This window comes from Siccirubricoccus soli (assembly GCF_024178315.1).
Lineage (GTDB): Bacteria > Pseudomonadota > Alphaproteobacteria > Acetobacterales > Acetobacteraceae > Siccirubricoccus > Siccirubricoccus soli.
This window is the reverse complement of the sequence record NZ_JAMZIK010000044.1, coordinates 1-3,231: the sequence shown is the minus strand read 5'-3', so window position 1 is coordinate 3,231 and position 3,231 is coordinate 1. Positions and strand designations below refer to the sequence as shown.

The window sequence follows — 3,231 nt, the reverse complement described above, 5'->3', positions numbered from 1 at the left end:
CGCCCGCTGCTGCTGCTGCGCAGCCCGGGGGCCCCGGCCGCGGCGCCGGCCGTGCTGCCAGGGACGCGGCCGGAGCGGCTGGCGCCCTGGACGCTGCTCGACCTCGCGGCGGAGCTGCATGCGCTGGGCGACGAGCTCGGCCTGCTCGCTTTGGCCGCAGGCGTGCCGCTGCGGGACCACGCTGCCGCGCCCTGGGCGGGGCCGCCCGCCGAGGCGGTGCTCGCCGCCCTCTTCGCTGCCACGTGCTGGGTGGACCCCTTCCGCGGCGGCGCCTGGAATGCGGAGCAGGGCCTTGCCCAACTCGGCGAATGGCGGCGGGCGGAGGCGGAGAACCGCCGCATCCGGGCCTGCACCGGCATCGAGTGGTTCAAGCACCGGCATATCCGCGACGCCCTGGCCAGCAGCGCCGGCCCGCCGCGCATGCGCATGCGGGGCAGCGCTGCGCTCCGCGACGCGCAGCGCGAGGGTGGGGCGGTGGCCGTCTGGGCCTCGGTGATGCCGGAGAGGCTGCGGCGCCGGGCGGAGGCGGCGGGCGTGACGCTGGTGCAGGTGGAGGACGGCTTCATCCGCTCCGCCGGCCTCGGCGTGCTGCTGACGCCGGCCGCCTCCCTCGCCCTGGACGATCGCGGCATCCATTTCGAGCCGGGCCGGGAGAGCGCGCTGGAGCATCTCCTCGCCACCACGGAATTCGACGCAGCGCTGCTGGCCCGCGCGGCGCGGCTGCGCCAGGCGCTGCTCGCCGCGAACATCACCAAGTACAACCTGGGCGGCGCGGCGCCCCGGCTGAACCTGCCGCCGGGGCGGCGCGTCCTGCTGGTGGCGGGCCAGGTGGAGGATGACGCCGCCATGCGGCGCGGCGGCGGGCGCATCCGCGGCAACCTCGCTTTGCTGCGCGCCGTCCGGGCAGCGAATCCGGAGGCGGTGCTGCTCTACAAGCCGCATCCGGACGTGGTCAGCGGCATGCGCCGCGGCACCGTGCCGCCGGCGGAGCTGGCCGCCCTGGCCGACCATGTGCTGCCGGAGGAGCCGATCGGCGCCCTCTACCCGCTGGCGCAGGAGGTCCATACCATCTCCTCCCTCGCAGGGTTCGAGGCGCTGCTGCGCGGCCTCCGCGTCACCACCTATGGCCAGCCCTTCTATGCCGGCTGGGGGCTGACCGAGGACTGCGACCCACCGCCCCGCCGCGGCCGCCGCCTCTGCCTGGATGCACTGACCGCCGCCGCGCTCATCCTCTACATCCGCTGCCTCGACCCGGTGACCGGCCTGCCCTGCCCGCCGGAGCTGCTGGTGGAGCGGCTGGCCGCGGCGCCGCCCCGCCCGGCGGCGCGCCCGGTTGTGCCGGTGGCGCTGCGGGCCTTCACCGCCCGGGTCTCGCGCTTCCTCGCCGGCTGGTGGGCCGGGCAATGAGCCGCCCCGGCCCGATCCGCCATGCGGTCATCACCGGCGCCTCCCGCGGGCTGGGCGCCGCCATGGCCCGGCAGCTTGCGGCGCCCGGCCGGCGCCTCTCCCTCATTGCCCGGGGGCAGGCGGGGCTGCAGGCGACTGCCGCCGCCTGCGAGGCGCTGGGCGCCGAGGTGGCGATCGGCGTGCAGGACGTGGCCGAGCCCGCTGGCCTCGCCGCGCTGCTGGCGGCGTGGGAGGCGGAGCGGCCGATCGACACGCTCATCGCCAATGCCGGGCTCAGCGCCGGCACCACGCCGGAGGGACGGCCGGAAGGCCCGGCCGCCGCCGCGCAGGTGGTGGCGGTGAACCTGCTCGGCGCCATCCACCTGGTACAGCCCATGCTGCCGGCGCTGCTGGCGCGGGGGGAGGGGCGAATCCTCCTCATCGGCTCGGTCGCCGGCTTCCTCGGCCTGCCGGACAGCGCCGCCTATTCCGCCGGCAAGGCCGGGCTCTGGGCCTATGGCGAGGCGCTGCGGGCGGCGCACGGCCCGGCCGGGCTGCAGGTTCTGGTCGCCGCGCCCGGCTTCTTCGAAAGCGCGATGAGCGCCCGCTATCTCGGCGCCCATCCGCTGGAGGTGGGGGTGGAGGCTATGGCGGCGCGCATCCTCCGCGCCCTGCGCGCCGGACGCGGCCGGGTGGTCACGCCCTGGCCGCTCGGCGCGCTGCTGCGCGGCCTGGCCCTGCTGCCGCCGCCATTGGCGGATGCGCTGGTCCGCCTTGGCCGCTTCCGCATCGCTCCGGAATAGAAGGGGGGGCACGGCATCCTGCGCTGCCGCCTCGCCCCGCGCTGCGATGGCACTTGTGCCGTTGCGATGCGGCTTCACATGCGGCGGTCGAAGGTTCCGTGCCAACGGATGTGCTCCTGCTCCTCGCCGGCCTTGCCATGCCGCCGGGCGCATTGCCCGAGGGGGGCGCCGTCCTCCGGGGCCAGGGCGTGCGGGCCGGCAATGCGAAGCCCGCCTTCCGCCACCGGTTGCAGATGCAGGGCTCGGCTGCGGCGACAGCCTCGGCTCGGCGCTGCCCCTGGCAGGCCTGGCGGAAGGGGGGATGGTGGGGCGGCGGGCCGCACCCGGAACCGTCGCGCCACCCCCCCGCCAGGCAGGCCTGGCACAGCAGGTAGGTCAGGCATCCTCCCCTTTTCCCCGGACGCGTTCCGTGGTTCCTCCCGCCGCCGATCGATTTGCCGGAGGAAGCGTTCCATGTCTCGCCGCACCCTGCTCGGCCTTGCGGCCGCCGCGCCGCTGGCCGCCCCTGCCGTGGTGTATGCCCAGGCCCCGACGCTGCGCTGGCGGCTGACCAGCAGCTATCCCAGCAGCCTGGACGCCATCCATGGCGCCGGCCCCCTCTTCGCCCGCACCGTCGCCGAGCTGACCGACGACCGCTTCCAGATCCGCGTCTTCGGCCCGGGCGAGGTGGTGCCGCCGCTGCAGGCGCTGGATGCCGTACAGGCCGGCACGGTGGAGGCCTGCCACACCACGGCGAGCTTCTACACCGGCAAGAACCCTGCCTTCGCCTTCGCCACCGGCCTGCCCTTCGGCCTCAACACCCGGCAGCAGAATGCCTGGATGTACGAGGGCGGCGGCATCGAGGCGCTGGACGAGCTCTTCCGCCAGTACAATGTGAAGGGCCTGCCGCTGGGCACCACCGGCGCCCAGATGGGCGGCTGGTACCGCAAGGAGATCCGCTCGGTCGAGGACCTCAAGGGGCTGAAGATGCGCATCGCCGGGCTCGGCGGCACCGTGCTCTCCCGCCTCGGCGCCGTCCCGCAGCAGCTCGCCGGCGGCGATC

The 3,231-nt window shown here is 75.6% G+C and carries 3 protein-coding genes; all 3 read left to right on the top strand.

Annotation, left to right across the window (positions count from 1 at the left end; translation table 11 throughout):
- The coding region (locus NJ376_RS07745; RefSeq protein ID WP_252952671.1) for a capsular polysaccharide export protein, LipB/KpsS family at positions 1-1,407 on the top strand (1,407 nt) is incomplete at its 5' end.
- On the top strand, positions 1,404-2,189 hold the full coding sequence (locus NJ376_RS07740; RefSeq protein WP_252952670.1) for an SDR family NAD(P)-dependent oxidoreductase: 786 nt from the start codon (positions 1,404-1,406) through the stop codon (positions 2,187-2,189). The genes NJ376_RS07745 and NJ376_RS07740, both read left to right, overlap by 4 nt.
- A gap of 453 nt (positions 2,190-2,642) precedes the next feature.
- Positions 2,643-3,231 (top strand): TRAP transporter substrate-binding protein (locus NJ376_RS07735; RefSeq protein WP_370288070.1); only part of this gene is annotated, 589 nt, incomplete at its 3' end.